Raw genomic sequence first — 21,235 nt, 5'->3', positions numbered from 1 at the left:
CGATTCTCTCATAGCTGAAACTCCGCCTTCTCAAGCGCAGCCTCAGTTTCTTTGCGGTTTATCGTTACGATATGTTGCGTATGGGCGCTCTGTTTCGCGGCGTCACCAAGCAAACCCAGACGCTTCAAAACATAGAAGAGCATCGCGTAACGGACCGAGAGCACACCATTTCCCTGATCCAGCCCATAATCCTTGGCGACGACCTTCTTCTGGCTCGCCGCAAGCCCCGGATGCGGGCCGATGACGACATCGAAATAGTTGTGCCAGAGCCAGTCCCCCTCGCCGGCTTCCCCAGGTTCGCCCTTCCCACCGACTTCGAGGATGCGCGGCAGGAGGAAGTCCTTGAACTTATGCTCAAGGTGGCAATAGGCCCGCGCGTGCCAGCGGAACCCGTCATAGCCGAAGGCGTGCGGCGTGATCCGCCGCCAAATGGGGTCCGGCCGCACCTTGTTCATCGACTGGTAGAAGACGTCGATCGAGGCGCCCTCGCGGCTGGCGTCGAGAATCTTGCGCAGCACCGCGATGTCGATGTCCCGCCTGGGGGTCAGCGCGACATCGGCGCTGGGAAGCGCCGCGATCCAGGAATCGCTCGCGGGCACGGCGCCTTCGGCGACCGAACGAAGCTGCGAGAGATAGATGTAAGGGTCCGGTTCGAGGAAGCGCAGAACGAACTTTTCGGCGGCGACATAGCGCTTGGCGCGGGGGTCATACTCCATGTTTCCTGGCGCGCGCTCCTGATAGAGCGTCAAATCCTTGGACGCCTGCGGCACCGACACGCCGAAGAACTCTGTGATGTTGGCGCGATTGATCGATCCCTCCCAGAACAGACGGAACTCGATGAACTCTAGCCTTTGCTCGATGCCCCAGCGCACTCGTGATCCTTCATGGGGTTAGAAACTAATCTGATATTGACGTGGCGTGCGTATAGTTCGTATATCTATCTTGCCAGCGAGTCAATGGCAAAGGAAGATCGGTTGCCGACAGGTGCGCTACTGGATGGGGTGGCGTCGATGGCGCTGATTTTAAACGAACGAAGAACATATGAGGGTGCCATGCCGGTTCCACAGGCTCGATTTACCGAATTGCTCGAAGATATCGAGCCCAGCCAAACGACGAAGACCAAGGCTTCCGGTGGCCACAACGGCATCCGTAAACACCTGCGGACCCAGCAGAGCTTCAAGGATAGATACGTAAGCAGCTTTCTGTCAGGGAGTTATGCTCGCAGTACGTCCATCCGGCCGCGCACTTCAGCTGGCGAGTTGGAGCGCCCGGATGTTGACATCATCGTCGTCACGAACTTCTCGACCAGTGATCATCCTGACGATGTGCTGAAAGAAGTGTGCCGCGCGCTTGAAGATGGTGGCAATGGTTACGTGGTCGAGCGGATCAACAAGCGCTCGGTACGTGTGGAGACGTGGCAGGCCGAGATGGATATCGTCCCGGTCGTGCCGGCTTGGAACGGATACATGATCCCTGATCGTGATACGGGCACGTGGAAGTTCACGAATCCGCCGGTTCATACCAGTTGGAGCGCAGAGCAGAATCAAAGGTTCGGCGGCCGGTTCAAACCGCTCGTCAAACTGTTCAAGTGGTGGCGCAGGATGAACCCGAGCGGGCGTCGCCCGAAGGGTTTTGTCCTGGAAGTTCTTGTTTCGCGGCACGCGCCAGCGACAGAAACGCATTACGGCGAAGGGTTCGCGCAGCTTCTCGCGAATATCTACAATGAATACGCCTGGCTCGCAGCGAATAATCAGAAGCCGTTCCTCGCTGACCCTGCGGACCCGTCGAACGATATCCTTGGCAAAGTGTCGGTCGCACAATGGAAGGATTTCATCGAGAAGGTTCGCGTCTATGCCGACATAGCCCGTCGAGCCCAAGACGCCGTGGATATGGATGAGGCGACCCGCCAGTGGCGCCGGGTGTTCGGTGATCGGTTCAAACTCACCGCGAACGTGGCGAAGGCAGCGACCTACGGAGGCTTCGCGGCAGCGGCGCCTGTCGCTGCGGGCTATACCTTCCCTAACGCCATGGCCGCTCCGGCGAATAAGCCTCGTGGTTTCGCTTGAAGTTCTGGTGGGCCGTCGAATCTGCCAGACTGGCAGCGGAAAAATCCGCGGTCGAGGCCGTTGCCGACAACGAGAACTGGTTTGAGCTGGCGTGCTGGCGCTTCCATAAAAATATGTTCTGCGCGGAGGGGCTTCTGATTGCGCACGGGCATCGGTACCCGATCCGGTTGATCTATCCTGATCAGTATCCCGAAGTCCCCGCCTGGGTCGAACCACAGGGTGAGGTTCGGTGGAGTTCACATCAATATGGCACCGGGACGCTCTGCCTGGAGCTTCGGCCTGACAACTGGGATGGCAGAGCAACCGGAGCGGATGTCCTTCGCAGCGCCTACAATCTGCTTGTCATCGAAAATCCTCTTGGCGGGGGTGAGGACCGGGCGCCCTCAGCCCATGATATTGGAGAACTCCAGGCCTACGACTGGGGCGCGTTTCCAGTTCTGATCAGAGCGGGCTGTCTGGCGCGGATTAAGAGTGGAATCGCCGCCGGTCTCAACGCCTTGCGCTGGTTGGCCCATGACGATGTATGGCCGATCATGATTCACGATGAAGAGGATCGACGGGCGATGCAACGCCCCCCGGACGCCAGTATCGAGAACTGGCGTTCAGCTTTGCCGGTCTATGTTTCCGGCAATCCACCGCCACCGCCGGGTGCGCTGGACCGGGCCGGACTCGTCCAGGCCGCTGGATTTGATCCGTTGACGGCCGCAATCGTCGAAGTGTCGGTCGCAGCTGTCGTCATGTTTCCTTCTGAGGGGCAGGTCGAGATATTTCATCTTACTACTGAGGGGGGAACTTTTCGGCGGCGCGTGTTCGTCCTCCCGGACGAAATTGGTGCGCGCTCTGCACGCGCCGAGGAGGCGATGGCGAAACGCGTGACGATCGTAGGAGCCGGTTCGGTGGGTTCCAAGATTGCGGAAACGCTTTTGCGCTCGGGTGTTCACCATCTCACCCTCGTTGACGGCGATGTGATGTTGCCTGGCAATCTGGAGCGCCATGCGCTCGACTGGCGCGACGTCGGGTTTCGCAAGGTTCACGGGTTGAAGCGGCATCTTCTCCACATCGTTCCTGGTGCGGACATCCAAGTTGTTGATGCCAATCTGAACTGGCAGCGGTCGTCCAGGACACATGCCTGGCAGGTGGAGGCTTTGGCGGCGGCGCATGTTATCGTCGATGCGACCGGCGATCCGGCGACAGCCCTGTTCCTCGCTGCCGTTGCCGAGGCGAATGGTCGGGTTTTCGTTTCGGTAGAAGTGTTCGAAGGCGGTATCGGAGCGCTGATAGCAACCTGTGTGTCGCCGCGTGATCCTCCCTTCGTTGAAGGTCGTGCGACCTTCCTCGCCTGGTGTGATACGCAAGGCATCAAGCCACCGGAGGCAGGGCCGCGCCGCTACGAGATGCTGACCACAGACGGGTCGCCTGTCATTGCTGATGATGCGGCCGTCACGATGACCGCCGGCCACGCTGCCCGCACGATTCTGGATATTGTCGATGGTCATCCGCCTCCCGCTGAAGCTGCCTGGCTGCTATTGGGCTATCAGAAGAACTGGTTGTTTGACGGGCATGGGCACACGATCCGCCTGAACGTCGGTGAGCGAGGGGAGAGGGCTCAGGCCGCAGATGTACCGGAGGCGATCGCGTTCGCGCTCGAATTGTTGAAGGAGGGGGCGGATGAAGATAGCGGTGGCGGCTGATCAGACCGAGAAGCTCGTCGCGGCCCTCGGCCGAGCGGGCATCAAGGAAACCGGAGGCCAATTGTTCGGTGAACAACTGGCGCCGTCGATCTTTCGGGTGACGGAGCTGACCGTGCAGTCTCGTCCCGGAACCTTCGCCCGCTTCGTCGTCGATTTGCTGCAAGCCGCCAAGGATGCCGCTCGTTTCTTCGAGCGGACGGAGCGCCATTATACGCGCTACAATTATATTGGGGAATGGCACAGTCATCCGAGCTTCGCTGTGCAACCCAGCGGCCCTGATGTCGCAGCCATGCGGGGCATCGTTCGCGATTCGCGGTTCGTGGGTTCCTTTGCTGTTTTGATGATCGTGCGGTTGGATGCTGCAATGCTGACCGCCGGCGCTTGGGTATTCGATCCGCAGGGTGCCGAGCATCCGGTGACATTGGAGGTAGAATCTTGAGCAGTAGTGAGAATGCGCCGGCCTTGACGGACGCCCGCGGCATGGGAGGGGTGATCGCTCAGGACGGCTTTGACTACCAGCTATGGGATGGTCTTGCGCGGATGCCGGCATGGCTTGCCAATCCCGCTTTCGAACAGATGATCTTTGAAGGGTTGGAAGACCTGGAAGCGCGGTTCTTTGCGCCCCATGCACAGAGAGAGAGGCTGCTCGAACGATTTCAGGCGAAAGCCGGCGTGCTGGCACCTGCCGATGTGCGCGCTGTGTTGCAGACATTTTCCGAGTTCGAGACAGCCTTTCCGAATGCCGCGCGCGTTCATACCCTTGTCACGCCGCGGTTGCCGCCGAAAGTCCGTTGGCTTGCCCGAGATCCTGATCGGGTGCGAAAGGCCCGACCTTTCTACGCCCCCTTTGCTGATGTGATGGCAGCAAGCGATGCCGAACTACGAAAACAGCTCACGGAAACCTATGGCGATCCTCTTGGGGCCTTCGTTGCCGGGTCGGTCGAAGTCTGCGAGCGCAATCTGCCGGATCGCGACGCAGCCGTCACGCTGTTCGGAATAGAACTCGATCGTGCCTATCCCTCCCTTGATGCATCATCTAGACGGGTCGGGGAAGCGTTCGAGGCGTTGAGCGCGCTGGCCCGGCGTTCCATCGGCGCACCGCTTGGACGCGCCATCCTGCGCCAGACGATCGAGGACGCTTTAGGACATCCACTTCCGCTGCCGCAGAGCTTCCCGCTGCACATCCGGTCAGATCGCAATGAAGCGAACGAGCGGAGCCTCGAGATAGACGCCAGTGCATTTTCCGGGCGGGACGGGACCTTCCCGCCGCAAATGGAGTGGGCTGAAGATTTTCTCGCGCCGCTGGATCGCACGGCTCAATGGCTGCGCAGCCAGACCGTATCCCGCATCGCCCTCAGCGGTTCCTACCGGTTGACGGCGGCCATGGCTCTGGGATGCTCGTTCCGCGCAGCGATCGGCTTCGAGTTGGATATCCCGACGCGGGACGGTGCCTGGGCGACCGATGACCGGCCTTCGCCTGAGATGCGGCAGCCTTGGCGGATTTCTGAGCCGACGGCTTTGCATGGTGATCAACTCATCGTTTCGGTAGGTATCCTGCGTGATCCTTCTGCTGACCTTGAGCGGACTGCTGGCATTCCTAGCCAGTTGGCATTGGCGCTCTACCTCGAAGAGCCCATTCCGTCGGCCAAGTGCGCGCAGGCTGCGGTCTCGACAATCAAGCGCATTGTGGATTCCACCGCTGCACGCCTTCGCCCGCGAGGGATTCAGCTCTATTTCGCCGGGCCGGCAGCGCTCGCTGTAGCGCTTGGTCATCGCTGGAATGCGATGGCACCGACGCAGTTGCATGAGTTCGTCATTTCCGAGCGTAGGTATGTCCCCACTGCTTTGATTTGATCGAGGGATGGGATACTTCTCATATATTATGGTTCTCCGGGCCGACGCCCCTCGCTCCGTGAACCGCTCGAACATTCCATCTCCGAACCTCGGCTGATTGCTGCTACTGTACGCGGCAGATTTGTAATCAACGGTTCGCTGAGCGGTATTTTCTTTTGTGTCGGCGTGCCGGAGGCAGGCTGGGATCTGATGAAGGCCGCCGGGCTGTCGACGCTGATGGCGGCCGGCACCGGACTCGCCGCTGGCGACGAGGAGAACCGGTTGATCCGCGCCATTCGCGACGGGGCGCAGGACACCAGCAACCAGGCCGGCCAGCAGATCGTCCAGCGCCAGCTGCAGATCGCCCCCACGCTGACCATCCGGTGGAGATTCCCGATCAGGATTCTCGTGGGGCGCGACTTGATCTTCGAGACTGCATGAGAAAGATGATGACGAAGCTGAAGCTGGGGCCGATCGCGGACGATACGCCGGAGAAGCGGTCCGTCGGACCGCCCGTCGGCCTGCACAGGGGGCTGGCCCTCTATGGAGAGTTACTGGGCCGCGCCGGCACGGGCGGACAAGGAGTTGCGGTCCCTCCGCAGAAGCTCGTCGTGCCGAAGCTGGCGCGGTGTCTGGCGTCGGATCGCGGCTTTGTCAGCGCGAAAGCGGGCAGGCCGGCTGTGAGGGATTGGATGTGCGGTGTCCAAGGAGAGGGCAGGGGAGGATCCTGCGTCAACTGAGCGGAACGTCTCTGCTTGCTAGCAGCGATTGAAAACTTCCCAAATCGATGTGACTAGATTACGATTCCACGAAAACGATGATCGGTTAGGGCAACGCGGTGTCAAATGCGAAGCAGATACTGGCGATGCTGAGAAGCCAGGCGGAGGGCGATGAGGAGCAGTTTTTCTCCATCGCGCTTCAGGTTGCCGCCGGAGAAGCACGTCAGGGCCATCGGGCGACCGCCGAAGAGATCCGCTCGGCGGTGGATGCTGCGCGTGCACAGCGTGGTACCCGATCTTCGGTTCCGATTTCCTTCTCGCGCCCGCGCGGCGATCTCGACAGCCTGCTTGACCTGCGGGAACCAAGCATCCGTCTCGCGGATGTCATACTCAGCAGCGATATCAAAGGGCATCTTGACACCGTAGTGCTTCAGCAGCGGCGCCGGGACTGGCTCCGCGAACACGGCAAGACACCCAGTCGCCGGCTGCTCTTCGCTGGGCCTCCGGGTTCGGGCAAGACCGTGACGGCGGAGGCATTGGCCGGCGAGTTGCGGTTGCCGCTCTTTGTCATTCGCCTTGAAAGCCTGATCACGCGCTTCATGGGGGAAACGGCTGCCAAGCTGCGGCTTGTCTTCGATGAGGCTCATCGGCGCAGGGGTGTCTATCTGTTCGATGAGTTCGATGCCGTCGGCAGCAACCGTCTGGCGGCGAACGATGTAGCCGAGATGCGCCGTGTCCTGAACAGCTTCCTTCAATTCATGGAGGAGCCATCTGCGACCGACAGCGTTCTCGTTGCCGCTACCAATCACCCTTCCCTTCTGGATCGTGCTCTGCTCCGCCGCTTCGATGAGGTGTTGCGGTTCGAAATGCCCACTGCCGAGGAGGTGCGCGCAATCATCAAGGCGCACCTGGCGCCGATGAAGTACCCCAAACTCTCCTGGAAGGCCATCGAGGCCGCATCGGACGGGTTGAGCCAGGCGGAAATCGTTCATGCTGCCGAAGAAGCGGTGAAGGAAGCCATCTTGGCCGAAAGAGGGCAGGTTTCTACGGCCGATTTGACGCGCCAGCTCAACAAGAGGCAAAGCATGAAAACGGTGTTCGCCGAGGAAAAAGAACGCCTTGGCTGAATACGAACACCGTCATATTGATCTCAGCGGCCTGGGAGTTGTCCGCGACTATAAGTCTCCTGGCAGCAATGCGCGCCAGAGATCACTTCAGCGCATCCGTGAAGAGCACGGCCGCCGGGTGGTCGGAGAACTTGATGCCGCTTTTCAGTCTGCGGATCGGGGGAGAGAAGCGCTCGATCTGCCTGACGGAACGTCGCCCCCCGATGGAATCTATCTTGAGGTTGAGCTTGCGCTGGGGGTGGGGCCGACGACTCTCGAACGCAAGCGCGAAGGAACACGGCTGGGGGCTGTAACCGTCACCGCGAACGGTATCCGCCGTATCGCGCTCTTCGTGCCCGACGATACACGCGATGTCTTCGACGCGGTCTTTCGTGACTATGCGTTCGCCGAGGTGCAAGGGGACAAGATCCCCAAGAAATCCCGCGTCGAGCCGGTCGAGCATATCCGTACCGCCCGCCTCCAGACCTTCTGGCGTGACGACCCAGCAGCACTGCCAGACGATCCGCAGGCAGAAATGTGGTGGGCGCTCTGGTGCTTCACAGATCGGGTTGAGCGGGTTGACGAACTGGCTCAACGCCTGGGGCTGACCGTCGGAGGCGACGACACGCGGCTCCGCTTTCCGGAGGTGATCGTTCTCCCTGTCCATGGTCGCCGCGCCGCGATCGAACTGCTGCTGTTTTCTACCGGAGGCATTGCCGAGATCCGGCGGGCGACCGACACGCCCGCGGTGTTCACCGATGAACTTTCTGGAATGGCGAATGATTTCGTCGAAGATCTCGCCGAGCGCATCACCTGGCCGGGCAGGGACGTGCCGGCCATTTGCCTGCTCGATACCGGAGTCAATCGAGGACACGCCCTGATTGAGCCGGCTCTCGATCGCGGCGATCTCTTCGCTGTGGTTGCCGCCTGGGGCGTCGACGATCACAGCGACATCGGCCATGGCTCCGGAATGGCTGGTCTTGCTTTGCACGGCGATCTTACAGCGCCCCTGGGGGATGCGTCACGGCCTGTCCTGTCACACCGGCTGGAATCCGTGAAAATTCTCCCGCCGGACGGTTTCGAGCCGAATGATCCATTTTCCTACGGTGCGATCACGACCTCGGCGACTTCATTGCCGGAAATCTCGGAACCTGAACGTCCACGGGTCTTCTGTGCGGCGCTTACGAACGAGAATCGTTCGGGAGCGGAGCCGACGGGCTGGAGTGCGGCTCTCGACCAGATTTCTTCCGGCGCTGATGCCATAGAGGAAGGGCCCGACCACATCCGCCGACTGTTTGTGCAGGCGCTCGGAAATATCGGAGACAATTCCAGAGCGGATGAAATCTCCGATGCCGATGCCTTCCCGGGCGAGGATCCGGCGCAGGCTTGGAACGTGCTTACTGTTGGTGGCACCACACTGAAATCCGTCATTGCCGAACGCAGCTACCAGGACTGGTCTGCCTGGTCGTCTCCGGGGGACCGCAGTCCTTACAGTCGGACAACTACGCTCTGGCGGCCGAGCCAATCCCCTATAAAGCCGGAGGTCGTGTTCGAAGCTGGAAACCGCGCGCTCAGCAGGTCCGGGGCCGAGGCCCTGTCCGGCCTGCCGTCTCTTTCCCTGCTGACGACGTCCAAAGCCGCAGGCCGTGAGCCAGTTGCACCTTTCTGGGCTACCAGCGCGGCGACCGCCCAGGCGGGAAGGATGGCCGCGAGAGTAATGGCTGAGCGTCCTGACTTTTGGCCAGAAACGGTTAGGGCACTGATGGTGCATAGCGCGCGATGGACGCCGCACATGCTCGCGGAATTTGCAGGTGCTGCTGGCAAGACCGAGAGAAAGGCCCTTGCGAGGAAGTACGGGTATGGAGCGCCAGATCTGCGTCGCGCGATAGCGTCGGCACGCGATGACCTTGCCCTGGTCGCCCAGCGGCACATCCAGCCCTTCCGGATGGACGGGGGCAACGTGCGGTTTGGCGATGCCCATGTCTATCGTCTGCCTTGGCCGCGGGAAGTCCTTGAAGGTCTCGGTGACGAATGTGTCAGGCTGAAGGTGACATTGTCGTATTTCGTTGAGCCGAATCCCAGCTTCGCAAGCGCGATCGATCCCGCACGATACCAGTCTTTCGGTCTTCGCTTCGACTTGAAGCGAGCGAGGGAGACGGAAAGGAATTTCCTGCGCCGGGTCAACAAGGATGACCGTGCTGAGGGGGATCCAAGGCCAGTGAATGAAGACAATGACGGCTGGTTCTTTGGGCCGAAATCGGTGTCTGCCGGCTCAATCCATTTGGACATCTGGGAGGGCAGCGCTGTCGAGCTTGCGGCGCGGAACCTCCTCTATGTGTATCCGATTTCAGGCTGGTGGCGCGAGCGCAAAGCCCTCGGACGAGCCGAGAGCAAGACGCGCTACGCACTGGTTGTTGGCATTGAGACGCCGGATGTTGATGTTGACCTGATCACGCCTATAGCCGCTGAGGTCGAAAACCTGATAGCTGCGGGCATATCCATCGGAACATAGAAAGCACGCTCGGCGGTGCCATTGGAAGCTGTCTGAGGGTGGATCGTTGTCTGGCCAGGTGGAGCCGCGCAGCTTCAGGGACTTGAAACTCCTGTTTCCTGATAGAGTAGAGTGGGTTAGACTAAGCGGCGAGCTTGGGAATTTCCTGCTCGACCAATCGCAAGTATCGTTGGTTGCGTGCCCCCGCAACCAACGATACCATTAGATTACAAGCGCTTAAGCCTCCTCCGGGAGGCCGTTTGCATTTATGCCCTAACCACCCCGGAAGCATATCGGAAGCAGTTGCGCCGAAACCGTAGCGTAAAATCGGCAAGGTCACAAATATGTGAGTCTGCCCGGTGACGGCATGGACGACCATGAAACCGGCCGTTCTGCCTTGGGGTGAAAGTGCGGGATAGTGTCCACTATCGATGGTGGACACTATGGTGCTTGCATGGCGCGTCGGACGAAGCCGCTTTGGTCGGACGAGGAGAAGCGGTTGATTTTTTCCAGAGTAAGCACCCGATTGTGGCCGCCTTCTGAGGGTTTGTTTTTTGGTTTAGCCACCTGTCGTTATTGACGTCGTTATTGACGTCGTCTGTGGTGGATGGGATCATGCGGCAAGAGATTTTGACGGGGGTTGAGCGGCGGCGGCGCTGGTCGGATGCGGAGAAGCGGTCGATCCTGGCGGAGGTTGGCGTGGACGGGGCGCGGGTTTTGGATGTCGCGCGCCGTCACGACCTGACCCGGCAGCATATCTATCAATGGCGGGCGGAGTTCCGGCGGCGGGGCGAAAGCCTGACGGAGGAGACCGGGTTCCTGCCCGTCGAGATGACAGAGAAGACGGTCATGCCCGCCGTTCCACCCTCGCCGGTCGAGATTGAGCTGATGAACGGCCGGCGCCTGCGCGGGATCGAGGGGCTGTCGGCGTCGGGCCTCGCGCAGTTGATCAGGGTTCTGGAGGGCGCATGATCGGGCCCGGGAATAGCGTGCGCGTGTTTCTTGCGGCGGGCACGACAGACATGCGCTGCGGGATCGCCGGGCTCTGCGCGCGGGCGAAGAATGTCTTGGGCGAGGAACCGGCAGGCGGCGCACTCTTGGTGTTCCGGGTGCGCATGGGCGACCGGCTGAAGATCCTGCACTGGGATGGGCAGGGCTTTTGCCTCTATTACAAAGTGCTCGAGCGCGGCTATTTCCCTTGGCCGAAGGCTACCGAGGGCAAAATTGCGCTGACCCCGGCGCAGATGGCGATGCTCTGGAGAGTGTCAGGTCTTCTGTGTATGGGTGATTGGGTCCATGCTTCCTGAGAGGAGCAAGGACGATGACGATTTCCGACGAACTGCTGGACGAGCTGCTGAAGGGCTGCAAGCGGCCTGAGGATCTGCTTGGCGATGCAGGGCTGATGAAGGAGCTGAAGATCCGGCTGATGGAACGGATGCTCGGTGCGGAACTGACCGCGCATCTATGTGCTCGCGGCAGAGCGGTCAGGCCGGACGCTTACAAAAAAGGTCCACTCATCGTCGGATATCAGGTTGCGTGCCAAGTTCATCTCCCACGTAGAGATGAGCTTGAATCATAGGACGACTGCCAGAGGAATCCCTTTTGTCAACATGACCTATCGCGAAATGAAAGCCGCCTTGGACGCGGGCCGGATCGGCGCGCCCTTGCTGATACATTGCCTGCATCGCAATCGCGAGGCGCCGCGTTGGTTCGACGGCTCGATGATCGTTACCAACGCCATGGTGCATGAGATCGACATCTGCCGCTGGTTGCTGGACACCGAATACACCTCGGCAAGCCTGACGCAGGTTGGCGATGCCGGCGACATGCTGCTGGCCGAATTGCACACGGATCGCGGGGCGGTCGTCTCGGTCGAGATGTTCATGAACGCCGCCTATGGCTACCACGTCCATGCCGAGATCGTCGGCCGCGAGGGGACGGTGGCCATGGCCGAACCGGCGCAGGTGCGATTGCGGCGCGGCGGTGCGATGCAGGCCGGATATTCGCCCGACTGGATCGGGCGCTTTGCCGACAGCTATCGCTTGCAGGATCAAGCCTGGGTGCGGGCATGCCGTTCCGGCCGGCCCTGCAAGGACATGGCGACGGCCCGCGACGGTCTTCTGGCGACCGGCTATTGCCAGCAGTTGGTCGAGCATCTGCCAGCAGGCGGGGGGCCGCTGGCGCCTCGCATGTAAACACGCGCAAGAGAGCGTTTGTTGCCGTATTCCGTATCTGCAATTTTTATTGCAATCGCGTTGCAGAGGGGCTATGGTCGATGTCGAGGCAGGGAATCCCTGCCTCGCGGAGGCCAGGGGCAAGATGCGGGACGCGCATCGCTCACGGTTCTCGGGCATGGCGGGCGGTCGTCATCAGGTCGGAAGGGATGCGGCGGAACAGCGGTTCCGCCAACGGCTTGATATTGCCTTGTCGCATCGAGGTTTTGGCTTCGTCCGACGCGAGAAGATCGGACGGAGGTAACAGGAGGAGGAAAGACCCACATGATCAAGAAACTCGCGACGGCCACCGCATTCTGTGCGCTGATGGCAGGCACGGTTCAGGCCGAGACCATCGGCGTTGCGATGTCGCTCTTCGACGACAACTACCTGACCGTGCTGCGTCAGAACATCCAGCGCCACGCCGGCGATCTGGGCGTCACCGTGCAGATGGAGGATGCCCAGGGCGACATCGCCCGCCAGCAGTCCCAGATCGAGAATTTCGTCGCCTCGGGCGTGGACGGCATCATCGTGATGCTGGTCGACGCCGATTCCGGCCAGGCCATGTCGCGCATCGCCGACCGGGCGGGCGTGCCGCTGGTCTTCGTCAACATGCTGCCGGCCAACATGGACGAGTTCCCGGAAAAGCAGGCCTGGGTCGGCTCGGACGAAGAGCAGGCGGGCGAGTTGCAGGCGACCGAGATGTGCAGGCTGATGGGCGGCGAGGGTGATGCCGTCATCCTGATGGGCCAGCTTGGCACCACCGGGCAGCGCGGGCGCACCGCGGCGGTCGAACGCGTGCTGCAGTCGGATGAATGCAAGGGCATCAACGTGCTCGACTCGCAATCCGCGAACTGGATGCGAACCCCGGCGCTGGACCTGATGACCAACTGGCTGACCTCGGGGATGCAGCCCGACGCCGTGTTCTCGAACAATGACGAGATGGCGCTTGGTGCGGTTCAGGCGCTCAAGGCATCGGGGATATCGATGGACGATGTGATCGTCGGCGGCGTCGATGCCACGCAGGACGCGCTGGCGGCGCTGGAGGCGGGGGATCTGGACGTCACCGTCTATCAATCCGCCAAGGGCCAGGGCGAGGGTGCGCTGGACACCGTCCTGAAGATCGCCCGCGGCGAGGCGTTCGAGCCGCGCGTGGCCGTTCCCTTCGAGCTGGTCACGCCCGAGAACGTCGCGGAATACAAGACCCAGAACTGATCCGGGCGGGCATTCGGTCGCGCACCGGATGCCCGGACCTCAATCCGGGGGCCGCGTCCCCTGACAGTCTTTCGGGGGGAAGATGGTTTCGAAGACCACATTGGAGGCGATCGAACGCTACAAGGAAAAGAGCCTGCCCTATATCCTTGAGATCGAGGGTATTCGGAAGGAGTTTCCCGGCGTGGTGGCGCTGGACGACGTGCAGTTCCGGCTGCGGCCGGGCTCGGTTCACGCGCTGATGGGCGAGAACGGCGCAGGCAAGTCCACGCTGATGAAGATCATCGCCGGCATCTATACGCCCGACCGCGGCACCATCCGCTTGCGCGGCGAGGAGGTCGTTCTGGCCAGCCCGCTCGATGCGCTGGAACAGGGCATCGCGATGATCCATCAGGAACTGGCGCTGATGGACTGGATGACGGTCGCCGAAAACATCTGGATCCGGCGCGAGCCGAAAAATGCGCTCGGCCTGATCGACCACCGCAAGATGACCCAGATGACTCGGGAATTGTTCGCGCAGCTTCGGCTCAAGATCGATCCGACCGCGCAGATCAGCACCCTGACCGTCGCGCAGCGGCAGATGGTCGAGATCGCCAAGGCGGTCAGCCATCGTTCCCAGGTGCTGATCATGGACGAACCGACTTCGGCGATCACCGAAACCGAGGTCGACCACCTGTTCGAGATCATCCGCGACCTGAAGGCGCGCGGCGTGGCCATCGTCTACATCACCCACAAGATGAACGAGCTGTTCGAGATCGCCGACGAGTTCTCGGTCTTCCGAGACGGCAAATATGTCGGCACCCATACCAGCACCGACGTGACCCGCGACGACATCATCCGCATGATGGTCGGGCGCGAGATCACCGAGATGTTCCCCAAGGAGGAGGCCGAAATCGGCGACGTGATCATGTCGGTCGAGAACCTCTCGCTGCCGGGCACCTTCCACGGTATCACCTTCGATCTGCGCCGCGGCGAGATCCTCGGGCTGGCCGGCCTGGTGGGCTCGGGCCGCTCGAACGTGGCAGAGGCGCTGTTCGGCGTGACGCCGGCCACCGAGGGCAAGATCCGCATCGCCGGCCGCGATGTCACCATCGCCTCACCCGCCGATGCCATGCGCGAGGGAATGGCGCTGCTGACCGAGGACCGCAAGGCGACCGGCTGCTTCCTGCCGCTCACGATCCTCGAGAACATGCAGATCGCAGCCTTGCATGAAGGCCATGTCAAGCTGGGCTGCGTCGATGAGCGGGGGATGACCAATCTCTGTCTCGAGATGAAGGACAAGCTGCGGATCAAGACCCCCAACCTCGACGAGCGGATCGAGAACCTGTCGGGGGGCAACCAGCAGAAGGTTCTGATCGCACGCTGGCTGCTGACCAAGCCGAAGATCCTGATCCTGGACGAGCCGACCCGCGGCATCGACGTCGGCGCCAAGGCCGAGATCCACCGGCTGATCTCGCGCCTGGCGCAGCAGGGGGTCGCCGTCATCATGATCTCGTCCGAACTGCCCGAGGTTCTGGGCATGTCCGACCGGATCATGGTCATGCACGAGGGCCATATGACCGGGATCCTGGACCGGGCCGAGGCGACCCAGGTGAAAATCATGGAACTGGCGGCCCGCTGAGGCCCGCGCGGCGCCCGAGGAGGATATTATCATGGACAATGTGCAGATCGAACCCGTCAAGCGACAGCGGCGAGGGCTGCCGCAGGAGTTGAACATCCTGCTGGTGCTGGTCGCCGTCGCGCTGGTCTTCGAGATCCTGGGCTGGATCTTCCAGGGCCAGAGCTTTCTGATGAACACCCGTCGCCTGACGATCATGATCCTGCAAGTCTCGGTCGTGGGCATCATCGCCATCGGCGTCACGCAGGTCATCATCACCGGCGGCATCGACCTGTCGTCGGGCTCGGTCGTCGCCATGACGGCGATGATCACCATGAGCGTGGCGCAGTCGGGCGATTATGCGCGGGCCATGTATCCGGCGCTGACGGACCTGCCGGTCATGGTGCCGCTGGCCGTCGGGCTTGGGCTTGGGCTGATCGCCGGCATGATCAACGGCGCGCTGATCGCGCTGACCGGAATTCCGCCTTTCATCGCTACGCTCGGCATGATGGTGACGGCGCGCGGCATCGCCAAATGGTATACCAAGGGCCAGCCGATCAGCTTTCCCACGGACAGCTTCGCCGCGATCGGATCGGGCGCCTGGCCAGTCTTCATCTTCCTGGCGGTGGCGCTGATCTTCCATATCGCCCTGCGCTATACCCGCTATGGCAAGTTCACCTATGCCATCGGCGCCAACCCGCAGGCGGCGCGCGTCTCGGGCATCAACGTGCAGCGCCATCTGATCAAGGTCTATGCCATCGCCGGGCTGCTGGCGGGGCTGGCCGGCATCGTCACCGCCGCCCGTGCGGAAACGGCGCAGGCCGGCATGGGCATGATGTATGAGCTTGACGCCATCGCCGCGGCCGTGATCGGCGGCACCTCGCTCAGCGGCGGGCGCGGGCGGATCTTCGGTACGGTGATCGGCACGCTGATCCTGGGGCTGATGATGTCGGGCTTCACCTTCCTGCGGGTCGATGCCTTCTATCAGGAGATCGTCAAGGGCGTGATCATTGTCGCCGCCGTGGTGGCCGATACCTTCCGCCAGAACGCCCGCAGCAAGAAAGCCTGACCTTCCCCCAGGCTTTGGGCCCGGAGCGCCTCGCTCCGGGCCTTTTTCATGGATGCCGCAATGCATTGGACCATCTTCGCATCGCCCACCGAACTGGCCGTGACCGCGCTGGCCGTCGTCCTGGTCGGTCTTTCCAAGGGCGGCCTCGGCGGCATGAGCCTGCTCGGTGTGCCGCTCATGGCCCTGGTCATGCCCCCGGTTACTGCGGCGGCGATCCTGCTGCCGGTGCTGGTGGTGATGGATGTGGTCAGCGTGGCAAGCTGGCGGGCTTGGGTCGATTGGCAGATCATGCGTCGGATCATGCCCGGAGCGATCGCAGGCATCGGGATCGGCTGGGCCAGCGCCGAACTGGTCTCGGACTCGGCGGTGCGCCTGGTCGTGGGACTGGTTTCGCTGGCCTTCGTGGCGCGCGCGCTTGTCGGAACGGGGCAGGGCACCGCGCTTGCCGGCGCGCGTCCGGCGGCCGCCCGCTTCTGGGGCGGGCTGGCCGGCTATACCAGCTTCGTCGCCCATGCCGGAGCGCCACCCCTTCAGATCTACATGATGCCGCTGCGGCTGGATCCGAAGCTCTTCACCGGCACCACGGTGATGTTCTTTGCCGTGACCAATGCGCTGAAGCTGATCCCCTATGCCGCGCTGGGAGAGTTCGGGGCCGATAACCTGGCCCGCGCCGCAGCCATGCTGCCGCTGGCGGTAGGGGCGACCTGGCTCGGGGGCTGGGTGGTTCGCCACATGCGCGCCAGCATCTTCTATCCCTTCACCTATGCCTCGGTGGCGCTGGTCGGGGTCAAGCTGGTCTGGGACGGGTTGGCCGGGCTCTAGGTTCCGGTCACGGTCGGGATGCGCGGATCCTCGTCATTGTGCTGCACGCGGGCAGCGACGGCCACCACCAGCGCCTGCGCCAGGCACATCGGCGCGGCCAGCGAGCGCGAGAAGGTGTAATCGTGCTCGGGCACCGGGAACAGCACCCGCGCCCACCGCGCCAGGGGCGACAGCGTGCTGTCCGAGATGGCGATGATGTCGATGCCTTTCTGCCCCGCTTCCTCGACCACGTTCACCACCTCGTTGGCATAGAAGCGAAACGAGACCGCCAGCAGCACGTCGGTCTTGCGAATGGTGCGGCCGATATGCGTGGCCAGCCCGCCGCCGGGGTCCAAGAGCACGCAGCGCTTGCCCAGCATGGTCAGCACATAGCGCAGGAGTTCCACCACCGGCGACGAGCGCAACTGGCCGATCAGGTAGATGATGTCTGCACGGTCCAGCAGGTCGGCGGCCAGCGCCAGGTCCTCGGGATTCACCTCGTCCAGCAATTGCTGAAGCGAAGCGATGTCGCGCACCACCAGGTCGCGCAGGAAGCCGATCTCGGTCGGATCGCCCGCGCCCTTCAGCTCGGTTTCCAGCGCCTTGACGCGGGCCTCGAAACCCGGAGCGGCGGTGGCCAGGCGCTTCTGGAACAGCGCCTGCAATTCCTTGAAGCCCTTGTAGCCCAGGGATTGCGCGAAGCGCACGAAGCTCGAGGCGTGAATGCCGCAGCGCTCGGCGATGGCATTCACCGAATGGACGGCGACCTCGTTGGGGTTCTGGGTCAGATAGACGGCGATGCGCTGATAGGTCTTGCTCATCTGATCGTGGCGATCATGGATGATGCGGATCAGCTCTTCGTAATCCTGCGGCGGGTGGCTTGTTGACATGGCGTTCCTCTGCCGCCAAGCCTGCAATAATTATTGCAGGGTGCCAAGCCCTCTTTCTTCCTATTCGATCTCGATCATGAGATCTTTTGCGTCGATCTGTTCGCCTGGCCGGACGTGAAGGGCTTTCACCACTCCGGCGCGGTCGGCGTGGATGGCGGTTTCCATCTTCATGGCCTCGATGGTCAGCAGCAGGTCTCCGGGATTGACCTTTTGCCCCTGGGCGACCGCGACCGAGGCGACGACGCCGGGCATCGGGGCGCCGAGATGGCCCTCGTTCGCGGGGTCGGCCTTGGGTCGCGAGGTGGTCTGCGATTTGACCAGACGGTTCGGCACCCGGATTACCCGGGGCTGGCCGTTCAGTTCGAAAAAGACTTTGACTTCGCCCTGTTCGTCAGTCTCGCCAATGGCTTGCAGGCGGATTTCCAGCGTCTTGCCGGGATCGATCTCGGCCTCGATCTCTTCGCCGGGTTCCATCCCATAGAAGAAGGTCCGCGTCGGCAGGGCCCGCACCGGGCCGTATTGCCGGTGACGGCCCATGTAGTCGAGAAAGACCTTGGGATACATCAGGTAACCGTTCAGGTCCTCATCATCGACATGCTTGCCCTCTAGCTGACGGCTCAGATCGGCGCGCGTCGCCTCCAGATCCACGGGCGGCATCGCCGCGCCCGGGCGGGCGGTCAGCGGGGCCTCGCCCTTCAGAACCTTTTTCTGCAGCGCCGCAGGCCAGCCGCCCGGGGGTTGGCCAAGGTTGCCGCGCATCATGTCGACGACCGAATCGGGGAAGGCCACCTCGACGTTCGGGTCCTCGACCTGTTCGCGGGTCAGCCCCTGCGCCACCATCATCAGCGCCATGTCGCCCACCACCTTGGACGAGGGCGTGACCTTGACGATATCGCCGAACATCCGGTTCACCTCGGCATAGGCCTGTGCGACCTCGTGCCAGCGATCCTCAAGGCCAAGCGAGCGTGCCTGCGCCTTGAGGTTGGTGAACTGGCCTCCGGGCATCTCATGCAGCCAGACCTCAGAGGCCGGGGCCTGCAGCCCGCTTTCAAAGGCGGTGTAATGTTCGCGCACTGCCTCCCAGTAGTTCGAGATGCGGCGGATCGCGTCGATGTCCAGCCCGGTGTCGCGCCCGGTATGGCGCAGGGCCTCGACGATTGAGCCAAGGCAGGGCTGCGAAGTATTGCCCGACAGTGCGTCCATGGCGCAATCGACCGCATCCACGCCTGCCTCAGCCGCAGCAAGGATCGAGGCACCGGCAATGCCACCGGTGTCATGGGTGTGGAAATGCACCGGCAAGCCGATCTCTTCCTTCAGGGCGCGGACAAGGATGCTGGCCGAAGCTGGCTTCAAAAGCCCCGCCATATCCTTAAGGCCCAGGACATGCGCCCCGGCATCGCGCAGTTCGCGCGCCATGCTGAGATAGTATTTCAGATCGTATTTCGACCGCGCCGGGTCCAGCAGATCGCCGGTATAGCAGATCGTGCCTTCGCAGATCTTGCCCGATTCGATCACCGCATCCATGGCGACACGCATGTTTTCGACCCAGTTCAGGCTGTCAAAGACCCGGAATACATCGACGCCGGTCCTGGCCGCCTGCCGCACAAAGCTTTGCACCACATTGTCGGGGTAATTGGTGTAGCCGACCCCATTGCTGGCCCGCAGCAGCATCTGCGTCATCAGGTTGGGCATGCGGGCGCGAATATCGCGCAGCCGCTGCCAGGGGCATTCCTGCAAGAAACGATAGGCCACGTCAAAGGTCGCGCCGCCCCAGCATTCGACGCTGAACAGGCCGGGCAGGTTCGCGGCATAGGCCGGGGCCACCCGGATCATGTCGATCGAGCGCATCCGCGTGGCCAGCAGCGACTGATGCCCGTCGCGCATCGAAGTGTCGGTGATCAGCAGCCGCTTTTGTTCAAGCATCCAGTCGGCGACGGCCTTGGCGCCCTTTTCCTCAAGCAACTGGCGCGTGCCGGGGGCGGGGTCGGCCTTGAGGGCCGGGACGACCGGGACGCGCACCTCGGCCGGGGGCAGAGGACGGCCCGCGGTCTCGGGGTGACCGTTGACCGAGATGTCGGCGATATAGACCAGGAGCTTTGTCGCACGGTCGCGGCGTTTGCGGAAAGCGAACAGATCCGGCGTCGTGTCGATGAATTTGGTCGTGTAGCTGTTGTCCAGAAAGACCGGATGTTTCAGCAGGTTGATGACGAATTCGATATTCGTCGCCACGCCGCGGACGCGGAATTCGCGCAGCGCCCGGTCCATCCGCGAGATCGCTTTTTCAGGGGTCTGGGCATGGGCCGTCACCTTGACCAGCAGCGAGTCGTAATAGCGGGTGATGACCCCCCCGGAATAGGCGGTGCCGCCGTCCAGCCGGATGCCGTTGCCGGTGGCGCTGCGATAGGCAGTGATGCGGCCATAGTCGGGGATGAAGTTGTTCAGCGGGTCCTCGGTCGTCACCCGGCATTGCAGGGCGTGACCGTTCAGATGCACGTCCTCCTGCCGGGTCACACCGGTTGCCTCGGCCAGGGTCGCCCCCTCGGCAATCAGGATCTGGGACTGCACGATGTCGATGCCGGTGACCTCTTCGGTCACGGTATGCTCGACCTGCACGCGCGGGTTCACTTCGATGAAGTAGAAGTGGCCCGTATCCATATCCATCAGGAATTCTACGGTGCCGGCGTTCTGATAGCCGACAGCGCGGCCGATTTTCAGCGCCAGCTCGCAGACCTCGGCGCGTTGCCCGGGGGTCAGATAGGGGGCGGGCGCGCGCTCGACGACCTTCTGGTTGCGGCGCTGCACGGTACAGTCGCGTTCGTAGAGGTGATAGAGCCCGCCATGGCCGTCGCCCAGCAGTTGCACCTCGACATGCCGGGCGCGCAGGATCATCTTTTCCAGGTAGCCCTCGCCATTGCCGAAGGCGGCCTCGGCCTCGCGCCGGCCCTCGCGCACCTTCTCGGGCAGCTCCTCGGGGCCCATGATCGGCCGCATGCCGCGCCCGCCGCCGCCCCAACTGGCTTTCAGCATCAAGGGATAGCCGATGGTCGCGGCCTCAGTCTTGATCGCCTCCATGTCCTCGCCCAAGACCTCGGTGGCCGGAATGACCGGCACGCCGGCGCCGATGGCGACGCGCCGCGCCGAGGCCTTGTCGCCGAGCGCCCGCATGGTGTCGGCGCTCGGCCCGATGAAGGTGATCCCCGCCGCCTTGCAGGCATCGACGAAATCGGGGTTCTCGGACAGAAGCCCATAGCCCGGATGGATGGCATCGGCGCCGGATTCCTTCGCGACGCGGATGATCTCGGGGATCGACAGATAGGCCGCCACCGGCCCCAGGCCGCCGCCGATGCGGTAAGCCTCGTCCGCCTTGAAGCGGTGCAGGCTCAGCTTGTCCTCCTCGGCATAGACTGCGACCGTCTTCTTCCCAAGCTCGTTTGCCGCCCGCATCACGCGGATCGCAATCTCACCTCGGTTCGCTACAAGAATCTTCCGGAACATGCAGAGCCCTTTCGAAAGGTGGGTGCCCGGCGCGCAGCTGGGCACCCCGGGG

General features: G+C 62.5%; 18 protein-coding genes and 1 pseudogene. 16 read left to right on the top strand and 3 right to left on the bottom strand.

Annotated elements, in window-relative coordinates:
- Positions 1-8: 8 nt before the first annotated feature.
- A complete protein-coding gene (locus F8A10_RS15715; RefSeq protein WP_152367847.1) occupies positions 9-872 on the bottom strand; it encodes a WYL domain-containing protein in 864 nt (287 codons plus the stop codon).
- Between the two features lie 84 nt (positions 873-956).
- On the opposite strand from F8A10_RS15715, the gene F8A10_RS15710 reads away from it, so the two are divergent.
- The 16 genes and pseudogenes from F8A10_RS15710 to F8A10_RS15630 all read left to right on the top strand — a co-directional run bounded on the left by F8A10_RS15710 (position 957) and on the right by F8A10_RS15630 (position 16,819).
- On the top strand, positions 957-2,066 hold the full coding sequence (locus F8A10_RS15710) for an SMODS domain-containing nucleotidyltransferase (RefSeq protein ID WP_227493457.1): 1,110 nt from the start codon (positions 957-959) through the stop codon (positions 2,064-2,066).
- Positions 2,063-3,757 (top strand): ThiF family adenylyltransferase, encoded by a 1,695-nt coding sequence (locus tag F8A10_RS15705; RefSeq protein ID WP_152367846.1) that lies wholly within the window; start codon positions 2,063-2,065, stop codon positions 3,755-3,757. The genes F8A10_RS15710 and F8A10_RS15705 overlap by 4 nt, the downstream gene beginning before the upstream one ends.
- Entirely contained in the window at positions 3,735-4,196 is a 462-nt protein-coding gene (locus tag F8A10_RS15700) for a Mov34/MPN/PAD-1 family protein (protein ID WP_152367845.1), read from the top strand. The genes F8A10_RS15705 and F8A10_RS15700 overlap by 23 nt, the downstream gene beginning before the upstream one ends.
- A 23-nt stretch (positions 4,197-4,219) precedes the next feature.
- Positions 4,220-5,611 (top strand): SAVED domain-containing protein, encoded by a 1,392-nt coding sequence (locus tag F8A10_RS15695; RefSeq protein WP_227493456.1) that lies wholly within the window; start codon positions 4,220-4,222, stop codon positions 5,609-5,611.
- Between the two features lie 189 nt (positions 5,612-5,800).
- The gene (locus F8A10_RS15690; RefSeq protein WP_058095930.1) at positions 5,801-6,031 is read left to right on the top strand and encodes a TrbI/VirB10 family protein; all 231 of its coding nucleotides are present in this window, start codon (positions 5,801-5,803) and stop codon (positions 6,029-6,031) included.
- Positions 6,028-6,330 carry a DUF2274 domain-containing protein gene (locus F8A10_RS15685; RefSeq protein WP_319805337.1) on the top strand — a complete coding sequence of 101 codons (303 nt, stop codon included), beginning with the start codon at positions 6,028-6,030 and terminating at the stop codon, positions 6,328-6,330. The genes F8A10_RS15690 and F8A10_RS15685 overlap by 4 nt, the downstream gene beginning before the upstream one ends.
- Positions 6,331-6,455: 125 nt before the next feature.
- On the top strand, positions 6,456-7,436 hold the full coding sequence (locus tag F8A10_RS15680) for an AAA family ATPase (RefSeq protein ID WP_152367843.1): 981 nt from the start codon (positions 6,456-6,458) through the stop codon (positions 7,434-7,436).
- A complete protein-coding gene (locus tag F8A10_RS15675) occupies positions 7,429-9,927 on the top strand; it encodes a S8 family peptidase (RefSeq protein WP_152367842.1) in 2,499 nt (832 codons plus the stop codon). Before F8A10_RS15680 ends, F8A10_RS15675 begins: the two co-directional genes overlap by 8 nt.
- Before the next feature lie 594 nt (positions 9,928-10,521).
- Positions 10,522-10,878, top strand: coding sequence for an IS66-like element accessory protein TnpA (tnpA, locus tag F8A10_RS15665; protein WP_152367841.1), 357 nt, complete (start codon positions 10,522-10,524; stop codon positions 10,876-10,878).
- A complete protein-coding gene (tnpB, locus tag F8A10_RS15660) occupies positions 10,875-11,213 on the top strand; it encodes an IS66 family insertion sequence element accessory protein TnpB (protein WP_152367840.1) in 339 nt (112 codons plus the stop codon). Before tnpA ends, tnpB begins: the two co-directional genes overlap by 4 nt.
- Before the next feature lie 14 nt (positions 11,214-11,227).
- Positions 11,228-11,371 (top strand): annotated as a pseudogene (locus F8A10_RS22070) (IS256 family transposase); the annotation flags it as partial.
- A gap of 145 nt (positions 11,372-11,516) precedes the next feature.
- Positions 11,517-12,101, top strand: a complete 585-nt coding sequence (locus F8A10_RS15650; protein WP_152367839.1) for a Gfo/Idh/MocA family protein — start codon at positions 11,517-11,519, stop codon at positions 12,099-12,101.
- Between the two features lie 303 nt (positions 12,102-12,404).
- Complete coding sequence (locus F8A10_RS15645) at positions 12,405-13,334, top strand: sugar ABC transporter substrate-binding protein (protein WP_152367838.1); 930 nt, start codon at positions 12,405-12,407, stop codon at positions 13,332-13,334.
- A gap of 82 nt (positions 13,335-13,416) precedes the next feature.
- A complete protein-coding gene (locus F8A10_RS15640; protein ID WP_152367837.1) occupies positions 13,417-14,952 on the top strand; it encodes a sugar ABC transporter ATP-binding protein in 1,536 nt (511 codons plus the stop codon).
- A gap of 31 nt (positions 14,953-14,983) precedes the next feature.
- Entirely contained in the window at positions 14,984-15,997 is a 1,014-nt protein-coding gene (locus F8A10_RS15635) for an ABC transporter permease (protein ID WP_010400113.1), read from the top strand.
- Between the two features lie 60 nt (positions 15,998-16,057).
- Positions 16,058-16,819, top strand: a complete 762-nt coding sequence (locus F8A10_RS15630; RefSeq protein ID WP_050804221.1) for a sulfite exporter TauE/SafE family protein — start codon at positions 16,058-16,060, stop codon at positions 16,817-16,819.
- On the opposite strand, the gene F8A10_RS15625 is transcribed toward F8A10_RS15630, so the two are convergent.
- Positions 16,816-17,688, bottom strand: coding sequence for a MurR/RpiR family transcriptional regulator (locus tag F8A10_RS15625; protein ID WP_010401069.1), 873 nt, complete (start codon positions 17,686-17,688; stop codon positions 16,816-16,818). The genes F8A10_RS15630 and F8A10_RS15625 overlap by 4 nt on opposite strands.
- Before the next feature lie 60 nt (positions 17,689-17,748).
- Positions 17,749-21,183, bottom strand: a complete 3,435-nt coding sequence (locus tag F8A10_RS15620) for a pyruvate carboxylase (protein ID WP_152367836.1) — start codon at positions 21,181-21,183, stop codon at positions 17,749-17,751.
- Positions 21,184-21,235: the final 52 nt, after the last annotated feature.

This window comes from Paracoccus kondratievae (assembly GCF_009301415.1).
Lineage (GTDB): Bacteria > Pseudomonadota > Alphaproteobacteria > Rhodobacterales > Rhodobacteraceae > Paracoccus > Paracoccus kondratievae.
This window is presented reverse-complemented; position numbering and strand designations above follow the sequence as displayed.